Origin of the sequence: Kocuria sp., assembly GCF_030530945.1 — a bacterium.
Lineage (GTDB): Bacteria > Actinomycetota > Actinomycetes > Actinomycetales > Micrococcaceae > Kocuria.
Genome location: NZ_JAUMTZ010000004.1, coordinates 184,349 through 205,444, shown reverse-complemented (window position 1 = coordinate 205,444; position 21,096 = coordinate 184,349). Strand labels below are relative to the sequence as shown.

7 protein-coding genes are annotated in these 21,096 nt (G+C 65.1%); 6 read left to right on the top strand and 1 reads right to left on the bottom strand.

Annotated features, from left to right (window positions below):
- Positions 1 to 142 precede the first annotated feature (142 nt).
- Positions 143 to 1,372: an MFS transporter gene (locus tag Q4A22_RS06065; RefSeq protein ID WP_303177837.1), complete on the top strand. Its 1,230-nt coding sequence runs from the start codon at positions 143 to 145 to the stop codon at positions 1,370 to 1,372.
- 117 nt (positions 1,373 to 1,489) lie between these two features.
- On the opposite strand, the gene Q4A22_RS06060 is transcribed toward Q4A22_RS06065, so the two are convergent.
- Positions 1,490 to 3,289 carry a DUF262 domain-containing protein gene (locus Q4A22_RS06060; protein ID WP_303177836.1) on the bottom strand — a complete coding sequence of 600 codons (1,800 nt, stop codon included), beginning with the start codon at positions 3,287 to 3,289 and terminating at the stop codon, positions 1,490 to 1,492.
- A 173-nt stretch (positions 3,290 to 3,462) separates the two neighbouring features.
- Here Q4A22_RS06060 and Q4A22_RS06055 point away from each other — a divergent pair, with 173 nt between their 5' ends.
- The 5 genes from Q4A22_RS06055 to Q4A22_RS06035 are packed head-to-tail and all read left to right on the top strand — an operon-like array spanning position 3,463 to position 21,074.
- Positions 3,463 to 6,336, top strand: a complete 2,874-nt coding sequence (locus tag Q4A22_RS06055; protein ID WP_303177835.1) for a helicase-related protein — start codon at positions 3,463 to 3,465, stop codon at positions 6,334 to 6,336.
- Between the two features lie 2 nt (positions 6,337 to 6,338).
- A complete protein-coding gene (locus Q4A22_RS06050; protein ID WP_303177834.1) occupies positions 6,339 to 11,126 on the top strand; it encodes a restriction endonuclease in 4,788 nt (1,595 codons plus the stop codon).
- Positions 11,123 to 17,668 carry a DEAD/DEAH box helicase gene (locus tag Q4A22_RS06045; RefSeq protein ID WP_303177833.1) on the top strand — a complete coding sequence of 2,182 codons (6,546 nt, stop codon included), beginning with the start codon at positions 11,123 to 11,125 and terminating at the stop codon, positions 17,666 to 17,668. Before Q4A22_RS06050 ends, Q4A22_RS06045 begins: the two co-directional genes overlap by 4 nt.
- Positions 17,665 to 20,013, top strand: coding sequence for a 3'-5' exonuclease (locus Q4A22_RS06040; protein ID WP_303177832.1), 2,349 nt, complete (start codon positions 17,665 to 17,667; stop codon positions 20,011 to 20,013). The genes Q4A22_RS06045 and Q4A22_RS06040 overlap by 4 nt, the downstream gene beginning before the upstream one ends.
- On the top strand, positions 20,010 to 21,074 hold the full coding sequence (locus Q4A22_RS06035; protein WP_303177831.1) for a restriction endonuclease: 1,065 nt from the start codon (positions 20,010 to 20,012) through the stop codon (positions 21,072 to 21,074). The genes Q4A22_RS06040 and Q4A22_RS06035 overlap by 4 nt, the downstream gene beginning before the upstream one ends.
- Positions 21,075 to 21,096 lie beyond the last annotated feature (22 nt).

Sequence of the window (21,096 nt, the reverse complement as noted above, 5' to 3'; positions counted from 1 at the left end):
CCGGGGATCGAGCTGACGGCGTGGAAATTGTACCCTGCAAATTGCATGGTACAATTTTGCACTATACAAATCTTGCGAGCAGGAGGCGCCCGTGTCGGTGGACACCGAGAACCACGTACCCACAGGTCAGATACCGGTGACGGTGGAACGCAGGACCCCCGGTCCGGCGCACTCCGCCGGCCCGGAGCGGCTGCTCACCCCCACCTTTGCGCTCGCGTGGGTGGTCAACTTCCTGCAGTACCTGACCTTCTACATGCTGGTCACCACCATGGCGCTGTACGCGGTGAAGAGCTTCGCGGCGTCGGACGCGGTGGGGGGCTTCGCGTCCAGCGCGTTCGTGGTGGGCGCCACCGTGGCGCGGCTGTTCTCCGGCTACCTGGTGGACGCGCTCGGGCGGCGGCGCATGCTGCTGATCTCCCTGGCGGTCGTGGCCGTGGCGTGTGCGCTGTACCTGCCCGCGGGCTCGCTGCCCGTGCTGATCGTGGTGCGCCTGCTGCACGGCTTCGGCTACGCCTTCGCGAGCACCGCGCTCATGACCATCGCCCAGTCCGTGATCCCCGACTCCCGCCGCGGCGAGGGCACCGGGTACTTCGCGCTGGGCACCACACTGGCCACCGCAATTGGTCCCGCTCTGGGGCTCTTCCTGGTGGGCTCGCTCGACTACGCCTGGCTGTTCTGGACCACGCTCGTCACCGCCGCCCTGGGCCTGGTGCTGGGTGTCTTCCTGCGCGAACCCCTGGCCCAGCGCGAGACGCAGGCGCAGGCGGAGCGCGCCAGGTTCTCCTTCCGGGACATCGCGCACCCGGCCGTGGTGCCGATCGGCTGCTTCATGCTCCTGGTGGGCATCTGCTACGCCGGCGTGATCACCTACCTCAACGCCTACGCGGAGAACCGCGGCGTCACCACCGGTGCGGGCCTGTTCTTCGTGGCGTACGCCGTGGCCATGCTGATCATGCGCCTGGTGCTGGGCAAGATGCAGGACCAGCGCGGTGACAACGTGGTGGTCTACCTGGGCCTCATCTGCTTCGCCGTGGCCCTGGGCATCCTGGCCGTGGCCTCACAGGACTGGCAGGTGATCGTGGCCGGCGCCATGACCGGCCTGGGCTACGGCACGCTCATGCCCGCCGCGCAGGCCATCGCCGTGAGCGCGGTGCCCGCCCACAAGCTCGGCACCGGCATCTCCACCCTGCTGCTGCTCACGGACGTGGGCATCGGTCTGGGCCCCGTGGTCCTCGGCCTGCTCCTTTCCGCCGCCGGCTTCGGCGCCATGTACACCGTGCTGGCCGTGGTGGTGGTTCTCGCGGCAGTGCTGTACCACGGCGTCCACGGGCGGCACCCGCACGCCAAGCGGGGGCGGCTGGCGGTGGACTGAGGTCCGGTTCTTCTCGGGCGTCCCCTTTGGGGGCGATTCCGGGTTTCCCTCCGGGGGATGACGACGGCGCGCGGCTTCGGCTGCGCGCCGTCGCTCCCTTTCGGCGTAGCTGGCTTCTTAAGCGACCGGGAGAGGGAAAAGAACCAGGGCGCGCTCGACCAGGTGCTGTGTCCGTTCCTGGATGTCGTGCGGGCCCCATGACTCCTTGTGCGCAAGATCTCGGTTCAGGGGGATACCGTTGCGGTAACCGATGTAGTTGCCGTTGCTGTCCTGATGATCGCGTTTGTCGAGAAAGCCCTTGTTCCCCAGGTTGCTGTTGTACCCGCTGAACGTCAGATTCCCCAGTTTGTGGGCGTACTCCTGTTGTGTCTGAGCGGCCGCTTCTTCCCCGCCGAGCATTTCGACCCATGCCGGGGGTAGGTGTTCGCCCTGGGGCAAGATGTGTTCGATGGTCCAGACGTAGCGGCCAGATTGGCGCTCCCACAGGTCCCTGCGGTTCTCGGTGGTCATTCCCTGCTCCGAGAGGGACGTGAGGACGAAGCGAGCGGCATCGACATTCTCTGTGTAGAGGTCCTGCTCGAGCCGCCACCGGAAGGTCTCGTCATCCGAGGAGTTCCGTCGCAGGGCGTCCGCGATGATGCGCAGGATTTCCGGGCCCTCTGCCTCCCTGGAATCCCTGATAATCCCCATGAACATACGCGAGAGCATGTACGTGGCCGGGTAACCGGTGACATTGCGCCGCGCGAAGAAGCTCACGAGCATGTTCGTCACGGTGATGAGGTCCGTTTCGCTGAGGTGCTTGTCCTCCTGGTGGGTTTCCAGCCACAGCAGCAACATGAAGGAGGGCGCCGCCTGGACCCTGTTGAGGGTGCCATACGCCGCATCCAGCTGGGTGGGATCCTCACGCTCCGTGGTGCACGCAATGCGTCCGAAGATCGCGCTCGCCGACACCAGTCGATGAATTTGTTCGGTGAGATTGCCCTTGAAGAGCGTCTCGTAGATGCGGATCAGGTTTTTCTTGGTCGCCACGCTCGCGTTCTGGACCGAGGGGAGTTCGGTGAGAAACGCGTTGTAGTAGTGCCGAAGGAACCGTTCGTGGGTGGTGTAGGAATCACCGAGGTTGCGAAGCATCCCATCCCACAGCGCGAAGGCATCCTCAACGCTCATGGCACCCCGAACATCCGAGAGAGCCAGGAACTGATTCTTGATGAGATCCACCGGGGACAGTGGGAGTCCTCGGTTGTTGAGGGACTCGAACAGCGTGAAGGCGTCCGACGCTGAGGAGACCTCGATCTTCACGACGAGGGCCTCATTGGCCGCTTCCATGACGCGCAGTGCGGCCCCCACAGCTGTCATGGGAGGCACGCCCGGCTCACCGGATTCCTCGGTGAGTTCCATAATGGCGTCCCGGAAGTACGAGAAGCACTTGGCGATCAGGCGGCGTCGGTCCATTCGGGTGTCGGGAGCATCCACCTTTACTCCGGCTTCACGCAGCATGCCGAGGTAGTCAAAGCGGTTGTTGCCCTGGGTTTGCAGCAACAGTCGCGGCGACTTGACGGAGGAGATCACCAACTGCCGGCCAACATCGCGGAAAAGGTCTTCCTGATCTTCATCGAGATCCTCCTGATGGTCCGCCAACACGCTGTAGCACGCCGTGAGCAGGATCGAGAGGGTGGTCAGTCGCTGCTGCCCGTCAATCAGCTCCAGACGGGGGTTCATGCTGTCCGTGGAGTTGTTGAGGGAGATGATGGTCCCCAGGAAGTGCTGACCTTCTGCCTCGACGAGGTCCTGGAAGAGGTTCTCCCACTGATCTCGCTTCCAGGAATACTCCCGCTGGTAGGGCGGAATCACGTACGTGAGCTTGCTCGGCGCCTCCAACAGCGTCCGAACCGGGTACTGCGTCGCAGACTGAATCATGGGGCTCACGGTACAAGTGACGGCCGACACGCTCAGCGGTCGTCCGGAGGGGGGATCGGGACCCGTCCGGGCGCCCCGTGGTTACCCCGCGACCGGCGGATGTGGCGGCGCGCACCCATGATGCGTTTGCATTTGTAGACTGCCAGGTAACTGTTCCCCACACGGAGTCGTCGATGACTGATCAAGCGCTAGACATTGCCCCCGGTGCCATCGTGGAGGTGCGGGATGAGCAGTGGCTAGTCTCAGCCGTGGAGCAGACTGCGGACGGGGAGCTACTCACCGTGCGCGGGGTGAGCGAGTTGGTGGAGGGGACCACCGCTCAGTTTTACCGGAGCATCGACGCCGTCCGCACGCAGGATCCCTCCCAGACCCGGGTGGTGGCGGACACCAGCTCTCACTACGCGAAGTCGAGGTTGTGGCTGGAGTCCACGCTGCGCAAGACCTCATTGCCCATCTCCGAACAGCGACCCGCCCTGACGTCCCATGCGCTCGCGGACGCGCTGACCTATCAGCGTCAAGCGGTGGAGAAGGCTCTGGAACCGGGGCGGTTGCGCACTCGGTTGCTTATCGCGGATGCCGTGGGTCTGGGAAAAACGTTGGAGATCGGCATGATCTTGGCCGAGTTGATTCGCCGGGGCCGCGGCCGGCGGATCTTGATTGTCACGCCCCGCCATGTGTTGGAGCAGATGCAGCACGAGCTGTGGTCGCGCTTTGCCATCCCGTTCGTCCGCCTGGATTCGGAGGGCGTGCAGAAGGTCAAGCAGAAGCTCCCGGCCACCCGGAACCCATTCACGTTCTTCGAGAAGGTCATCATCTCGATTGACACCCTCAAGCAGGACCGTTTCATCCACGATCTGCGCAAGCACCACTGGGACGCCGTGGTGATTGATGAATCCCATAACGTCACCAACCAGGCCACTCAGAACAACCAGCTGGCCAATATCTTGGCGCCCAACACGGATGCCTTGATTCTGGCCTCGGCTACCCCGCACAACGGCAACAGCTCCTCGTTCGCGCAGCTGCTCACGCTGCTGGAACCCACGAGCGTGAGCGCCCGGGGGGATATCAGCAAGGCCGCGGTGAGTAACCTCATGATCCGCCGCCACCGCTATTCGGAGGCCGTGAAGAACGAGGTGGGTGATCGCTGGGCTGAGCGCAAAGAGCCACAGAACCTCGTGGTGGAGCCCAGCCCCGAGGAGTTCGCGGTGGGGGAGGAGCTGTCTGCCACGTGGACGCACCCCCGGGGAAGTGCCCCGGTCACGGGCAAGGGGTCACGGCTGTTTCCGTGGACCCTGGCCAAGGCGTTCCTGTCCTCCCCGGTAGCTTTGCAGGCCACGATCGATGCGCGCCTGTGTTCGATCGAGGACAACGCCGCTGCCGGCGCGGAGCAGGAGGCGCTGCTGCGATTGCGGGGCCTCAATGCGGCGTGTTTGCCCGCGGACGGTTCCACACCCCGCTCCGGTAAGTACCGCGAACTCGTGGCGCAGCTGAAGCGCAAGAACGTGGGTCCGCGATCTGCCGAACGCGCCGTGGTTTTTGCGGAACGAGTCCCCACGCTGGAGTGGCTCCGGGAGCACCTGACCCGGGATTTGAAGCTCAAACCGAACCAGGTGCGTGTGCTGCACGGCGGCCTCACGGATGTGGAGCAGCAGGAACTCGTGGAGTCCTTCAAACAGGCCTCCAGCCCCATTCGTGTGCTGGTCACTGGTGATGTGGCCTCGGAGGGCGTGAACCTCCATCTGCAGTGCCACGAACTGATCCACTACGACATCCCGTGGTCCCTGATCCGTATTGAGCAGCGCAATGGACGTATTGACCGGTATGGCCAGCTGCACTCGCCGCAGATCACCACGCTGCTCTTGGACTTGGAAGGTGCGGGTGAGTTCTCCGGCGACATTCACGTGCTTACCCGCTTGATGGAGCGTGAGCGAGAGGCCCACGAAAAGCTCGGGGACGCGGGGTCGCTCATGGGCGCGTACTCGGGTGACGCCGAAGAAAAGGCCATCACCGAGGTGCTGCGCGGCGCCAAGGAGTTCGACGCCGTGGTTCCCGCCCCGGAACAGGCGGCCGGACAGGATGAGGGCTTCTGGATCGACCTCATGATGAACTCGGGCACGGACGAGGACACGTCCGAGGCGGACAACGAGACGCAGGACGCCGCTCAAAGCTCCGGCCTGTTTGCCTCGGACGTGGATTATCTCCGGGAGGGGCTCGCGGAGCTGTACGCCGAACCAGACCGGGCCCGGGACCATGGCGGGGTGGGGCTCACCATTGAGCGCAACAACGCGGGCCATCTGCAAGCTCTCGCGTTCGAGCCGAGCCCGGACCTGCGCCAACGCCTGCTGGCCCTGCCGCAGTCCTACTTGGAGGAGCGCGGGGTGTTGGATCGCATCCGGCTGACCCCGGACAAGCCTACGGCGGAGGAGCGGCTGAACGCCGCGCGCAATGACGCTAAGGGCACATCGTGGCCGGACACCCACTACCTCGCCCCGCTGCACCCGGTCCTGGACTGGGCCGCGGACCGCTCCCTGGCTCATCTGGGCAGGGACGAGATTTTCGCGGTGCAGGGCGCGGCTCAGCAGCCCACCTTGGTGATGCAGGGAATCGTGACCAACCGCCGCGGCCAGAACATCGCGGTCTCGTATATGAGGGTGCAGTTCATGGGGAATTACCCGATGGTGCAGCCCAGCGCTTCTCCCGCCGAGCTCTTCGCGGACCTGGGCCTCACCCCAGACATGGTGGGTGTGCCGGTGCAGGAGCCCGAGCAGTACGAGCCCCTGATCCCGCTTGCGGTCACCGCCGCCCGTGACTTCATGGAGCAGGGGGTGTCCGTGGCTGCCCATGACCAGGCGAAGGAACGCGTGGATACGTGGATGGATCGTATGGAGGCGTGGGAGAGCGCCGCGGAGGGCGTCTCCGCGCAAACCCAGTTGTTCAAACACACCCGTTCGGCGGTGGAGGGTGAGCGCCGACTGGCTCAGGAGATGCTGCCGGACCGCACGTACGTGCGCCCGTTGCTGGTGGTTGTGCCCAAGGGAGGGAAGTGATCATGCCGTCCAGCGATGCCCTGGTGGTAGTCAATGATTGGATCAGTGAGTTCTACTTCACGGCGGAGGAGAACTCCCGCACGTTCCTCGCGGAGACAAAAAAGCTCATCAAGGAGTGGAAGCAGGAGGGGGAGGACAACGAGTCCTTACGCAGCCCTCTGGAGCGCTTCACCTCCTCACGCCAGCGGGTGCTGTCCGAGTTGATTGCTCTGCATTCGGCGGCCGCGGAGTTGCCCGAGAGCGCCAGTGCGCAGCAACGGCGGGATGCGCTGGGACGCGCCTCAGCGGCGTCGGCAGCCATGCTGCGGGACGTTCTGGATTACGACGCCGCTCCCCACCGCGGTGGCGGTGCCGTGCGATGGTACTCGGCCATGGGCACCACCGAGCCGAGCGTGGTGGTGGTGGACGCGCTCGCCGCGGAGACCCCCGAGGAGCTGCTGTCCAAGCAGCACGGCCTGCTCACCGAGGACGTCACGCTGGACGAGGAGTCCGGGGATCCCGTCTCCAGTGTGAGCGAGCTGTTATCCGCGCTGGTGTCCGAGGATCAGCCGCCGCGGTACATGCTGGTGATGGCTGGGCGCACCGTGGTGCTCACCAGCGAGGACGGGTGGCCGCAGGGCCGTTACCTCGCGGTGGATGTTCAAACGATTGCGGAGCGCGGTGACACCAAATCCGGCGGCGAGATCCAGCGCATGCTCGCGTGTCTGTCCGCTGCCTCCGTGACCCCGGACGCGAACGGCATCATCCGGTGGGATGAGCGCCGCGAGGAGTCCGTGCGCAATGCCGTGGGTGTCTCCAAGGACCTGCGGGAGGGCGTGCGCGAGTCCATTGAGATCATCGCCAATGAGGTGGTGTCACGGCGCAAGGAACAGGGGCTGGCGCCGCTGCGGGATGACCAGGCACAGGTGCTTGCCGTGGAGTCCCTGCGCTATCTCTACCGGATCCTGTTCCTGCTGTACGCGGAGGCCAGTCCGGAATTGGGTGTGGTGCCCACGGGTGATCCCGAGTACGAGGCCGGCTACTCCATTGATCGGTTGCGCGAGCTTACTCTCAAGCAGCTCACGTCCCGCTCCGAGCAGGGTACGCACTTCTATGCCTCGCTCAAGGTGTTGTTCGACCTCGTGGAGAGTGGCCATAGCCCCCAGGAGGCGCCGGAGAACGACGCCGCCGCGCACGCCGCGCGCGAAGGCCTCACCTTCGAGGCGCTGCGTTCGGATCTGTTCCGGCCGTCCCGTACCCGTCTGATTGACGAGGTGCAGCTGGGCAATAAGGCCCTGCAGCGGGTGTTGCAGAACCTGCTGCTCACCAAGGAGCGCCGCGGTAAGGACCGCGGCTTCATCAGCTACGTGGCCCTGGGCATCAACCAGCTGGGCGCGGTGTACGAGTCCCTGATGAGCTATACGGGCTCGTTTGCCAGTGAGACCCTGGTGGAAGTGGCCAAGCGCGGCAACCCGGCGGATGGCTCGTGGGTGGTGCCCGAGGATCGCGTGGACGAAGAGCTGCGCGAGCACGTGGTCATGACGGAGGACGATCTGGGCCGGGAGTTTCCCCGCACCTATCACTTCGGGGAGTTCGTGTTCCGGCTCTCGGGGCGGCAGCGGCAGCAGTCAGCGTCCTACTACTCGCCCAAGGTGCTCACGGAGTTCACGGTGCAGCAGGGCCTGGAGGAGCTGCTCACGGATGACCTCTCCGCTCAGGACATCCTGGGCCTCTCGGTGTGCGAGCCGGCGCTGGGTTCCGGGGCGTTCGCCATCGAGGCAGTGGGTCAGCTCGCCGCCGCGTATCTGGAGCGACGGCAGGCGGAGCTCAATCAGAAGATCGACCCCGAGGATTATCCCCGCGAACTGCAGCGCGTGAAGGCCTACATTGCGCTCCACAACGTTTACGGCGTGGACCTCAACCCCACCGCCGTGGAGCTCGCGGAGGTGTCCCTGTGGTTGGACACCATGTCTCGGGGGCTGAAGGCGCCGTGGTTTGGTCTGCGCTTGCGCTCCGGCAATTCGCTGGTGGGCGCGCGGCATTCGGTGTACGACACCTCGGTGGTCACCAAGGCCACGCCCAAGGTCCGGATGACGACGACGCCGCGTCACGTCCCCCTGGATCGCACCGTGGACGCGACCACGGGGATCTTCCACTTCCTGCTGCCCGCGGAGGGCTGGGGTGCGGCTGGGTCTAACAAGGAAATCAAGAAGCTTGCTCCCGAGCAGGCCAAGGCGCTGCGGGAGTGGGCCAAGCGGGTGCATCGCAAGCCCACCAAGATGGAGATCAAGGAGCTCACGTCCCTCACGGAGCGCATTGACGAGCTGTGGCAGCTCGCCAAGCGCCGCATGGTGGAGGCGGAGCACCAGTCCCGCCGTTCCATCGAGGTGTGGGGAGCGGACGTGGAGCCGGGTGGCTCGGTCACGCGCGAGGAGATCGAGGCGTGGTTGGAGGATCCCAACTCTGCGTACCGCCGGCTGCGGCTCATCATGGATGCATGGTGCGCCCTGTGGTTCTGGCCCGTCACGCTGCGCGAGAACGCCCCCGAACCGCCAACGTTCGAGGAATGGCTCACGACTATCCGGGAGATCACGGGCAGCACGTTCACCGGTAAGAAGGGGTTGCAGTCGGAGTACTTCGGCCGGAGCGAGACCGAGTGGGAGACGCTCGAGGGCATCGAGGCGATGTTCCCCGCCGAGAACGCCGCGGATATTGACCGCCTCCTGGCAAACACGCCGTGGCTGCGCGAGGCTCAGCGCATCGCCAAGGAGCAGCGGTTCTTCCATTGGGAGTTGGACTTCGCGGCGGTGTTCTCGCGCGGAGGGTTCGATTTCCAGGTGGGGAATCCGCCCTGGGTGCGGCCCACGCTGGACGTGCCCGCCTTGCTGGGCGAGAGTGACCCGTGGTGGACCCTGACGGACAAGCCGTCCGAAACCGCGCAGAGGGCTCGACGGGAATGGACTGTGCAGCTGCCGGATGCCGTTAGCATCTTGCTGGCCGGCGCTACAGATACAACTGGGTTGGCCGAATACGTGGGGGCGGCAAGCGAGTACCCGGAGCTACTCGGCACGCAACCTGATTTGTACCGGGCTTTCATGGTCCAGACATGGCGCCATAGCTCCCGAGCCGGGTCCAGCGCGCTCATCCACCCGCCATCCCACTTGACGGACGCTAGGGGGTATGCGCTGCGGCGGCAAACGTACCGGCACCTACGGAGGCATTGGAATTTTATTAATGAATTAAAGTTGTTCAAGGAAATTCATGATCTTGTTTCATATAGTGTAAATATTTACTCCTTCCCACAAGACCCCGATTTTAAAAATGCTGTATCTATGTACCATCCCTCTAGTGCAATTGGTTCACTGGCGCACAATGGTGCTGGCCCGCAGCCAGGTTTTAGGGATGATTATGGGAAATGGGATCTGCGGCCCCATGCCTCACGGATAGAGCGCGTGGACCAGGATGTGCTGAAGACGTGGCACGCTTTAATGGAGGGCGGCTCCGAGGACGTTCCGGTGGAAGAAACTCGTATGGCGTTCTCCGTCAATCGAGCTGCAGGGGATGCACTTCGTCGACTGACCTTGGCTCCCATGTTAGGCGGCCTTCACCCCCACATGAGCAGTGGCTGGCACGAGACCGGTGGGCGGCGTGACGGATACTTCGAGTCCCGGTGGGGGCGAGCGACGTCGTGGCAGGACGTGATCTTGCAAGGGCCATACTTCCACGTGGGAAACCCGTTCTATGCCTCTCGGAATGCGACGATGAGCGGCAATCAGGACTACTCCTCAGTGGACCTTGAACTGCTCCCCGAGGATGCGTTGCCCGTCACGGAGTACAAGCCCATCTACGAGCGCGATGTGGATGGATCGGAATCCACCGTTCGGTATGACCGCGACTACGGCTCCTGGACAGTCAAAGATCCTCGCAACCCTGGCGAGACCGTGTCCGTGCGGGTTCGGGACCACTATCGGGTTATGTGGCGTGCGATGGCGGCGGGCACCGGTGAGCGCACACTCATCCCTGCCATATATCCTCCCGGGGTATCCACGGTCCATACGGTTTTCTGCCTCGGGCTCCCGGGATCCCACGCAGTAGATATAGCTCTCTGCGCCGCGAGTATGAGTTCCTTGATTTCCGACTTTCGGGTGCGGTCAACCTCAGCGAGCAACATCTTTGGCTCAGTCATTGAGGGTCTGCCGCTTATTCTCGAAGGGCATCCCCTGGCTCCAGCGGCGGCCCTCCGTATCCTCCGCCTGAACTGCCTCACCGAGGCCTACGCGGATCTCTGGCGGGACTACTGGACCCCTGCCATGGCTCAGGACTCATGGACGGGTGGTCGGGAGCGGGCTGACCGCCCGGCCCTCGGGGACGTGTCGTCGGAATGGTCGGCCGCCACGCCGTTGCGCCGTGACGAGGACCGCCGTCGGGCGCTCGTGGAGATCGACGCCATCATGGCCCACGTGACCGGGATCCCCATTGACGAACTCTGCACGCTGTACCGCACCCAATTCGGCGTGCTCTACACGTACGAGCGCGGTGAGGATAAGCGCGGCAAGGTCTACGACAGTAACGGTCGCCTGATCCCTTCCACCGTGCGCACCGCGTGGAACAAGGCCGGGCGCCCGGAGTACGGCCTGAGCATTGCGGACCGCACGTACGAAACCCCCGAGGGCCGCCAGATCACCGCTCCAGAACCCTTCCGGATCCTGGACCGCGAGGCGGACATGCGCGAGGCGTACGCCGCCTTTGCCGAGCGCATGGAGCAGGGTGTGTACCAACCGGGTGTCTACGAAGGAGACAACGGCGCATGAGTGAGCTGCTTCCCTCGCTGCAGGCCGAGGCCATGAAATCGGCCCTGGTGGAGTACGTCACCACGGCCATCGAGTTCTCGGACCGCTATGCGCGGGACGCGTTTGCGGACTTCCTGAGTGACAAGGACCGGGGCATTTTCCGGGGCCCGTTCCTGCGGATGCGGTTGCCCTTCCACACCGAACCCGGGGCATCCCCGCTGAGCGTGCTGCCGGACTGGTTCCAGCCGTACGCCCACCAGGCGGAGGCATTCCGCCGCCTCACCACGGACCCCTCCGTGGAAGGGCCGCAGGATCGCCGGGGATTGCGACTTCCGGAACCCACCATCGTGACCACTGGAACGGGATCGGGTAAGACCGAGGCGTTCTTGTACCCACTGCTGGATTACGCGGTCCGGGCCCGGAAGCAGGGCGTGCACGGGATCAAGGCGATCATCCTGTACCCCATGAACGCCCTGGCCAATGACCAGGCGGGCCGCTTGGCGCGAATGATCCACGAGAACCCGGCGCTGAACGGAGTAACGGCCGCGCTCTACACAGGTGAGCACTCGGGGGCGCCGCGCACGGTCATGTCCCCGGAGGGACTGATCGAGGACCGGCACACTGTTCGCTCCGCGGTCCCGGACATCATCCTCACCAACTACAAGATGCTGGACCAGCTTCTCTTGCGCTCGGCTGACCGCCCGCTGTGGGAGCACTCTGCCGAATCCCTGCGGTACCTGGTGCTGGATGAGTTCCACACCTACAACGGCGCCCAGGGAACCGATGTAGCCATGCTCATCCGCCGGCTGCGCCTGGTCCTGGAACGCCTGGCACCGCAGCGCACCGCCATGATCCCGGTGGCCACCTCCGCCACGCTGGGGGACGAGAGGGATATCGCCCCCGTGGCGGACTTCGCGAGCACCATCTTTGGCACTGCATTCGCCGTGGACTCCGTGGTCACGGAACGTCGCCTCACGCAGGACACGTTGCGTGATGCCGCGCTGGAACGCCTCCGCTCGGGGCCAGCCGTGGGGATCGAGGGTGCAGACCTGCAGGCGCAGGAACATCCCACGCTGACCCAGCTCCAACCGGTCCTAGAGATCCTGCCCGGTGCCACGGACGGGCAGCTGCCCGAGCCGGCCGAGCTCACCCGTCGCGTGCTCGCCGTGCTCTGGCCGTCCCTAGAGAGTCTGGGGGAGGACGCCGAGCTCGACGCCGCCACTCAACGAGACCTCTTCCTCGCCCACCCGCTCGTGAGCACGCTGCTGTCTACCGCGGCTCAGGCCACCTCGATCCGCGATCTCGCCGCAGTCCTTGTGCCTCACCTGGACCAGGACACCACCGGCGCCCGCTTCATCGAGGCACTGGCCGGCGCGCTGTCCCACGTGCGCTCGCGCGCGGAGCGCAATAGTTTCCCCAACGTGGAGCTGCACCTTTGGACGCGCGAGGTGTCCCACGTGGACCGGGCGACGTCGCCGGCCGTTGCGTTTGCCTGGAGCGATGATCGAGGCGTGCACGACGGCAGCTTCCTGCCCGCCATTTACTGCCGACATTGCGGACGCTCCGGGTGGGGTGTGGCGCTCACCGGCACGGGCGATCTGATCGTGAAACCCCAGACCATCCGTGAAGCGCAGGCCCGCAAGTCTGGGCGGTTCCGCGCCCTGATTTCTGTGCCCGGTGGAGACCCCGACGGGGATGCGCGCCTGTTCTACCTCAATCCGGAGCGGCACGCTATCGAGGACGAACTCCCGGACGAGGATGCCGGAGATGTGGATGCCCTCCCCGTGCGAATGCACGTGGGCCTGGAAGCGGACGGTCTGAGCACCAGGGACAACTGCCCGGTATGCCAGGAAAACGATGGCATCCGCTTTGTGGGTTCCCGGACCGCCACGCTGCTCTCCGTGGCGCTCTCCAGCCTGTTCGGTGCGGAGGGGCTGAACCTCCGCGAGAAAAAGTCCCTGGTATTCACGGACTCGGTGCAGGATGCCGCGCATCGGGCGGGATTCGTGGAGGCCCGCTCCTACTCGCTGGCGTTGCGTTCTGCCATCCAATCCGCGCTGACCGAGGAGCCCACTCCGGTGCGGGACGTCGTCACGCGCATGATGGATAAGGCCCGCACGTCGGAGGAGCGGTACCGGCTGCTTCACCCCTCGATTGCCGAAAACGCGCCCGTCCGCGGGTACTGGGATGACTCCGAGGACCGGAACAGGCGGCGTCGTGCCCGTGACCGCGTGGCCACGCGCCTGGAGTTCGATGTGGAACTCGAAGTGGGTCTTGTGGAGTCCTACGGGCGCACCCTGGCGGCTACCGGGACCGCCGCGGCCTCCGTGCAGGCGGCCGACGACGAGCTGGAGACCCTGGGTCATGATGTGCTGGAGCTGGCCGCGCGGGAACTGACCATCGACCTGCCCGGGATCGAAGCCCGCGGTGCCGCGCGGCCCGGCGCATGGGTGCGCGGAATCCTGGAGCGCCTACGCGTCGACGGTGCCATTGCCCATGAATGGCTGCAGCGATACCGCGAAAAGGGCGGAACTCGTTACGAGATCTGGGGCGGACGCCGGCCCAAGAACGTCATGCCCGCCTTCCCACGCGGGCGACGAGCGCCCGCGTTCCCTGCGACGGGCCGCTTCAAGGAAAATACCGGGTTCAGGGACCTCACCAACTCCAACAGTTGGTACGTGGACTGGACCTCACGCTGCCTGGGCGTAGACCAGCGCAGGGCGGGATACCTGCTCAAGCCCCTCTTCACCGCGCTCACCGAGCACCGGCTGACCGACACGGTGCCCGTGATGCAACGGGGTACCGTGACCACCGAAAGCTACGGCCTGCGCCCCGAGAACCTGGTGCTGGCCGCTCTCTCCGGTCCCGCCGGAATCCTGCGCTGTCCCGAGTGCGGGCAGGTGGTCACGGGACTTCCCGACGCCCTGAGCACCCTGGCGGGCGGGCCCTGCACGGCCTACCAGTGCAAGGGAACGCTCCACCCGGACACCCTGCGGGAGAGCTACTACCGCAGCCTGTACCGCGGTGACATGCGGCGCGTGATTGCCCGCGAACACACCTCTTTGCTTGCCGCGGACACGCGCCTGCAGTACGAGAACGAGTTCAAGAACAGCGAGACCACGCCGGGCGCCCCCAACGTGCTGGTGGCCACGCCCACGTTGGAAATGGGCATCGACATTGGTGATCTCTCCACCGTGATCCTGGCGTCCATCCCAGACACCGTGGCCTCGTACCTGCAACGCGTGGGACGCGCTGGGCGTCTGACCGGCAACTCCCTGGATCTGGCCTTCATGACCACGCGCGGCAAGGGCTCGGCGTTCATCGAACCGCAGTTCATGCTCAATGGCGGGGTGCGGCCCCCGGCCGCGTACCTGTCCGCGGAGGAGATTCTGCACCGGCAGTACACGGCGTTCCTCATGGATCGCATGGCGGGGGACGAGGGTACGCCGGATCCCGCGCGCGCAGCCTCCGTCATGAAGTCCAGTGATTCCGGGACGTTCCTGGGGACGCTGCTGGCTGATGCGCGTGAACACTCTCGGCAGCGACTGGACGAGTTTCTCTCCGCGTTCCAGGTGGGCGACGAACCCCGGCGGGGCATGACCCATGAAGCGGCGCAAGCCTTGCGCACGTGGGCGACGTGGCCGGACAACGGTGAGCCCAGCGGACTGGAACGAGCCGTCAAGGCCTCCGTGCAGCGTTGGCAGCATGAGAAGGCCGAGCTGCATCACCGCCGGGAACGCGTGGAAAAGCAGCTCCGGGCGATCGCCGATGGCACCGTGGTGATCACGGCGGAAGAAGACGGCAAGCTCGCTACAGAACTTGAGGGACAACAGCAGCTCCTCGATGAACAAGAGCAGAAGCTGGGTCTGACAGAGGACCCCGCCGCGCGCGAACGAGAGGAACGTCGGCTCAAGGGCAGCAGCGCGCGCCTGCGTGCGGAGTCCTCTCAGCTGAGCCACGAGCACTGGATTGGCGTGCTCGAACGCTTCGGTGTGCTGCCCAACTTCACGCTCTTCGATGATGCGGTGAGTTTGGAGGCCACGCTCACCTACCGGGATGAGCACGACAACTGGAAGCACATCCCCGCGGAATATGAACGCTCCGGGTTTACAGCCCTCACCGAACTGGCACCCGGCAACACCTTCTACGCCGGGGGACACGAGCTGACCATCGACTCCGTGGACGTGGGCAGTGACGGCGCCGGGGTCCGCCGGTTCGCCTTCTGCCCGGCGTGCGGGCACAGCCAGGAGATTGCTCCCACGGAGCGCATGGACTCGTGCCCCGCATGCCACAAGCCGGCGATTGCGGACTCCGGACAACACCTGAACGTGGTGGAACTGACCAAGGTGTCCTCCACCATGGAGCTGAACCAGGCCAAGATCTCGGACGGCCGGGAGGATCGCGAGAGCGCCTCGTACGACACCCTGACCATCCCGGACTTCACGGAGTCCGACACTCGGGCGGAATGGTCCATCGGGGGGACCGGGGTGGGCGTCACGTTCCGCCGCGGTTCACGCCTCACGCGAATGAACGTGGGCAAGCCGCGGGAGGGTGCCCGTGAGGCCACACTCGCGGGGCGCTCGCAGCGCATTGGGGGGTTCTTGATCTGCCCCGTGTGCGGTCACCAGGACGAAAACACGGATGAAAACAACGCACGTGAACACCAGGGCTGGTGCACGCAGCGCAGAGTGGAGAACCCGGAATCCGTGTCCGTGGTGTTGGCCCGAGAGCTGGTCACGGAATCCATCATGATCAGCCTCCCGCCGTCCATCACGGAAGACACCTCCGGGCGGTCCCTCTGGAGCTTCTACTGCGCCCTCATGCTCGGATTGCGGGAGCGATTCGGCGGAGAAATCAGCCACCTGAACATGGAGGTGGTTCCCGATGTCAGCCGGAACAACGCGGACTCGCTGCTGCTGTTCGATTCCGTGCCCGGAGGCACGGGCTACCTCGCGGAACTCGCCACCCCAGAATCCCTGTGGCATCTGCTACGCGGAGCCCATGAGTTCCTGGTGGGCTGCGTGTGCCAGGACGAGGACAAAGCGGCATGTTTCCGCTGCTTGATGCCGCACGTGCGCGCGTCCAAGCGCGAGTACCTGAGCAGGCAGCGCGCCGTCGAAATCCTAGGAACCATCCTGGGGGACGAAGTCCCCGGGGAGGAAATGACCTGGCGCGTGGAGGAAGGCCGTGCGCCCGTGGGGGACGACTTTGAATCGGCCCTCGAGCACCGCTTCCGTCGAGTATTCCGTGCCGCCGTGGGCGCTCTGCCCGGCGCGCAGGTGACGGACACGGTGAGTGACGGGGGCAAGGGGTTCTCCGTGATGCTGGGAGGCGTCCGCTACTCCTACACCCCTCAGGTGCTTCTCGGAGACACCCAGCCGGACGCGCTGCTCACCTGGCAAGGTCAGTTCGGTAGCCAGGGCGCTGCCATTTATCTGGACGGGCGCACGTACCACGCCTCCTCTGCGCATGGCCGGGTGGGCGACGACGCCGCTAAGCGCCGCGGTCTGCGCGAGCGCGACTACCTGGTGTACGCGGTGACTCACGCGGACTTGGACGCCTACGAAGCAGCACAGCGCGGGGAACCTGGCGAGGGAGTCCTCCAGGATATGTGGGTAGAAAAGTTCACGAAGGCCCTGCAGAGCCAGGGCGTAGTGGATGCCGCGGATCTGAGCTACCTGGACGCCAATCCCCTTGAGCAGCTGCTGAGCCTGATCAGCGACAGCAAGGCGGACCCGTTCAAGCGGCAACTCAGCGTGGCCAGGAAGCTGAATCTGCTGCTCTTCACGGGGAAGCCCACGCCGGTGAGTCTGGATGCCCTGGCCGACCAGGCTCGGGCCATCTTGAACACACCGCCGGGAACTCCACTTCCCGACCCACCGCGCACGCCGACAACCAAGGGTTTTGTCCGCCGCACGGGCCCCCTGGTGATCCTCGGGAACGTCACGCCCACCCACAGCCGGCTGGCCGTGGTTCTGGATGATCGGGACGCCGCCGTGGAATCGCCCTATTTCGCGGACTCCTGGCGCCAATGGTTGGCGTTGTCCAACCTCCGGCAGGACATGGAGCCCGGGGCCGTGACCATTCTGGAAACGTGGAAGTCCTCGGCCGAGCACGCGGCGGAGGAACAGGAGGAGAACCAGTGGCTGGAGTTCTTCTCCCATCTTCCCAGCGGGCAGGATGCCCCCGCGCCTTCTACCGGGAAGGAGCGCGTTGGATCGGGCGGCATGAACGTCCTTTACTCTCCCGGGCCCGTGGAGTTGCCCCCCGAGTGGAAGAACGCCGTCTCTCATGCCGATTCCCCCGATGAAGCGCACATCTTGACGCTTGCGGGTCAGCAAGGGCTGCCCTTCCCCGAGATCGGGGAAGAAATGCAGGGATATGTGGTCGATCTGCTGTGGATCGACCTCAAGCTCGCGTGGCTGGCCGAGGAGGAGAGCGCGGTGGCTTTTGCCGAGGTGGCGCCGCCTGACTGGACCGTCACCGGCCCCGGCATGGACACCATTCGAGAGATCCTGACCACCCACGGTGATACCACTCAACGGAAGACGGAGATGCAATGACTGCGCCGCAGAAACAGCTCATCCTGGACCGAGGGTTCCTGGGCAGCTACGAGAAATCCATTGCGGGCAAGGTGACTGCCACGCTGGAAAAGCTCATCAAGGACCCCACCACCAACGGCCTGCACGTGGAGCCCATCCAAAACTGTGCGGATGAACGCGTTCGCACGGCACGCGTGGACCAGTTCTACCGGCTTGTGCTCTTCGACATGGGCTCGCTGTGGTTGCTTTACGGTGTGTACGCGCACGATGACGCCTACCAGGTGGCGGCCAAGGCCTACGCGCGAGTGAACCCCACCAGCGGTGCGGCGGAGATCCGGCAGGTGGATTCCACCGCGGCCGACGGTTCGGAGCACTATACGGATGCTCAGCTCAAGGCACTGGTGGAAGCCCGCGCCGCCGAGATGGTGGCGTTGCAGCAGGAGGAGGGCACGGCGTCGTCGTCCCCCGAAGCCCAGCCCGAGACGGTGATTGTGGCACGCAACCCCCTGGCTGCCCTGGCCGTAGAGGAGCTCACCGGGCAACTGGGGGTGGACGAGTCCGTGGCCACGGTGGCCGTGCGCGCAGACTCAGAGGCGGACCTCATGGCCTTCCTGGGCCGAGTGGGTGGTTGGCAGGCGGACGCGCTGCTGGACCTCGCCACGGGGGAGACGCTGGAAACTGTGCGCGAACGGTACACGGCGGTGGACGAGCCCGTGACGGGTGGCACCGAGGTGGGCGTGCCGTCCGAGACCGACGCCGTGGTGCGCGCGGTGACCACCCCGCGGGCGGCATCCCAGTTCCACCTCATTGAAGACGACGCCGCCCTGGAAAAGGCCCTGGCCAGCGGCGACTTCGACGCGTGGCGGCTGTTCCTGCACCCCGACCAGCAGGACTACGTGGACAAGAAGACCTCCGGACCGTTCCGGCTCTCCGGTGGGGCGGGCACGGGTAAGACCGTGGTGCTGGTCCACCGAGCGGTCCGCTTGGCGCGAGAAAACCCGGACGCGCGCGTACTCGTGGTGTCCTACACGCGCAACCTGGTGGACATGATCGCGCAACAGATCCGCGCGTTGGATCCGCGCGTGCGGATGGCAGCGCAGCTGGGCCAACCCGGCATCACGGTCATGACACTGGACCAGGTGGCCCACCGGGTGCTGGGAGTCGCCAACGGGTCGCAGGGACTGTCTCAGGCCATGGAAGAGGTGGTGGGGTGGGGCGTCCAGCGCACCCCGGACTACCGCAGCTCCGGCGCGTACGGCGCGAGCCCGTGGGACGAGGCCATTGAGGCTGCAGGACCGGAGCTGCCCCACCAAGTGGCGGTGCCGGCATTCTTCCAGTCCGAATACCAAGAGGTGATCCTGCCGGCCCGGATCACCGAAGAGCGGGAGTACCTCCGCGCCCCGCGAATGGGGCGAGGAACACGACTGGGGCGCAACCAACGTCGAGCGGTCTGGGCGGCGGTACAGCGCTACCGGGCGGACGGCTTGGCCACCCAGTCCATTGACTGGGACGAGGCGGCGGCAATCGCTGCGGCCTTCTTGCGCCGGTCAGAGGGCCTGCTGCCCGCGGATCACGTGCTGATCGACGAGGGCCAGGACTTCACCCCCACGCGCTGGCAACTGGCCAGGGCGTGCGTGGCGGAGGGCCCCGATGATCTGTTCATCGCTGAGGACTCCAACCAGCGGATCTACGGTCAGCGGATTGTGCTGGGCCACTACGGCGTCAAAGTGGTGGGGCGCTCCCGGCGGCTCCGCCTGAACTACCGCACCACCGAACAAAATCTCGCGCTCGCCCTCAAGGTGCTCGAGGGCGGGGAGTACAACCTGGACGAGGTGGAGGGTGAGTCGGTGGACCACTCCCAGGAACGGTATGTTTCCAGTCGTTCCGGGCCCGTGCCCGTTCTGCTGCCCGCGCGGGATCTTGCCCACGAATACGGTCTCGTGGCCGGACTGGTGAAAAGGTGGCTCGATGAACTAGCGGACGAGGGCCTCTCCGCCAGCACCCTGGGAATCCTCACCCGCACCAAAAAGCAGCGCGACGCGCTGGTCCGCACCCTGGGAGAGCTGGGTGTCAACGCGGCACCGGTGGACAAGCAGGACATTCCGCAGGGAACCCCCGCGGTCATGACCCTCCACCGGGCTAAAGGCACCGAGTTCTCCCGCGTTCTGCTGTTCGACGTGAGCGAGGCATCCATCCCCCGGTTCTTCGCGGGCAGTGACTATGACGAGAAGGCCCACGAGGACAACGCCTTGCGGGAGCGCTCCCTGCTGTACGTGGGAGCCACACGTGCCCGTGATGTGCTGGCGATCTCGTGGAGCAGGAAAGCCAGCCCGTTCTTGCCGATGGCAGAGGAGGCCCGGTCATGACCATGTGGGGTATTCACAACGACGTTCTCGCCGATGAGCTGCTCTCCGAAGGGTTTTTCTCGATTGGGTGGGAGATTGGGGACATCTCCCTCATGGGGGATGACCCGGAACGGATCAAGGCCGCGTTGCTCGCCAGCGAACCCAACGCCAAGGCGGGGGCCATAGCTGTTTGGGCTGGGATTCAGCGGCGGTTTGCTTTCGAGATGGCCGTGGGAGATCTCGTCATATTTCCCAATAAGGCGGACCGGACCTTGAACTTCGGTGAGGTCGTGGGGGAGTACCGGTATCACTCCGACCAGAAAACCCACCGGCATCGACGTGCCGTGCGGTGGCTTAAGACCGGCGTCTCCCGCGGTATTTTCCCCAAACCCGCCCTCTATGAAATCGGGTCCGCGCTCACCCTCTTTCGAGTTAAACGCCACGAAGGCATCTTCCGCGATTTTTTGCAGGCGCCTTCCGAGGACGCCTTTGTAAGGTCGCTCCAGGCCCGGGAGGACGCGCAACCATTATCCACATCGCCGATAGGGGCTTTGCCTATGGTTGCTGAGTCAGACGAGGAGGCGAATGACGCGCTGCCCACGGCAGAGCAGATTCAGGTCAACACCAATGACTTCATCACGCGAACACTCCTGGAGGATCTCACGCACGAGGAGTTTGAGCATTTCGTCGCTGATCTTCTGAGGGCCATGGGCTACCAGGCGCGAGTGACGTCCTACTCGGCTGATGGGGGAGTAGACGTCCTGGCTCACAGGGACATTCTGGGGCTTGAACCGCCGCTCATCAAAGTGCAGTGCAAACACACATCGTCCACCAAGGGGCGCCCGGATATTCAAGGGCTCCTTGGAACGCTGGGCGTCAAAGATGAGCATGGCCTGTTCGTGACTCTGGGCTCTTACACCAGCGAAGCGGCTGCCCTGGAACGGGAGCGTCACAACCTTCGTCTGCTTGGGTACAAGGAGATCACCGACCTCACGCTGACGTACTACGAGTCCTTGCCATCGAGGTGGCGGGACAAGCTGCCCTTGAAGCGAATCTACGTTGTGGCCGAGAAGGTCTCATAGAGCTGTGTGGCGTCTGTGCCCC